The following is an 856-nucleotide window of genomic DNA, read 5'->3' as shown; positions in this document are numbered from 1 at the left end:
GGCTACGACCGCACCATCCGCGACTGGCCGGCGGCGAAGGCGACCGCATAGATCGGGCCGGTGCCGGGGTCGAACTCGGCGATCTGATTGCCGGTGTCCATGTCCCAGATCCGCGCCGTGCCGTCGAGCGAGACCGATGCCAGCCGCTTGCCGTCGGCGGACAGCGCGATCTCATAGACGGTGCCGGAATGGCCTTCGAAGCGGCGCACTTCCCTGAAGCTGTCGAGGTCCCAGAGCTTGATCGTATAGTCGCCGCTGCCAGTGATCGCATGGTGCCCGTCGGCGGTGAAGAGGGTGCCATAGGCGCCCTGCTCGTGCCCGTGCCAGCTGCGCAGCTGCTTGCCCGAAACGATGTCCCAGAGTTTCAGCTCGCCATCGATGCTGCCCGACAGGGCTTTCGTGCCGTCGGGCGAGACGGCGACCGAGCTCACCGACCAGTCATGGCCGGGCAGCACGTGCAGCACGTCGCCCTTCTCGAGATCCCAGACGATGACGGCGCCAGTGTCGTGGCCGCTGACGGCCAGCTTGCCGTCGGGGCTGATCGCCATGTTCCTGACGCCGCCGTTCTGGCCGGCGGAAAAGACGTGCAGCACGGCGCCGTCGGCAAGCTGGCGCAGCACGATCTCGCCGTCGTCGCCAGCGGTCAGCGCCGTCTTGCCGTCGGGCATGAACAGCGCCGTGCGCGCCATGTCCTTGTGCTCACCCAGATTGCGGATCAGCCGCTTGCTGTCGATGTCCCAGAGCTTGATCATGCGGTCGGTGCTGGCGCTCATCACCTCGCGCCCGTCTTGCGAGACCGCCAGCCAGACGACGGCGTCGCGGTGGCCCTCAGCCTGGGTCGGCAGCGGCGACGGCG

The 856-nt window shown here is 68.1% G+C and carries 1 protein-coding gene; it reads right to left on the bottom strand.

The window, feature by feature from the left end; genetic code table 11:
- Positions 1-2 precede the first annotated feature (2 nt).
- Positions 3-856 (bottom strand): WD40 repeat domain-containing protein (locus EN780_RS35650; RefSeq protein WP_133372929.1); only part of this gene is annotated, 854 nt, incomplete at its 5' end.

This window comes from Mesorhizobium sp. M4B.F.Ca.ET.089.01.1.1, assembly GCF_004022605.1.
Taxonomy (GTDB): domain Bacteria; phylum Pseudomonadota; class Alphaproteobacteria; order Rhizobiales; family Rhizobiaceae; genus Mesorhizobium; species Mesorhizobium abyssinicae.
This window is presented reverse-complemented; position numbering and strand designations above follow the sequence as displayed.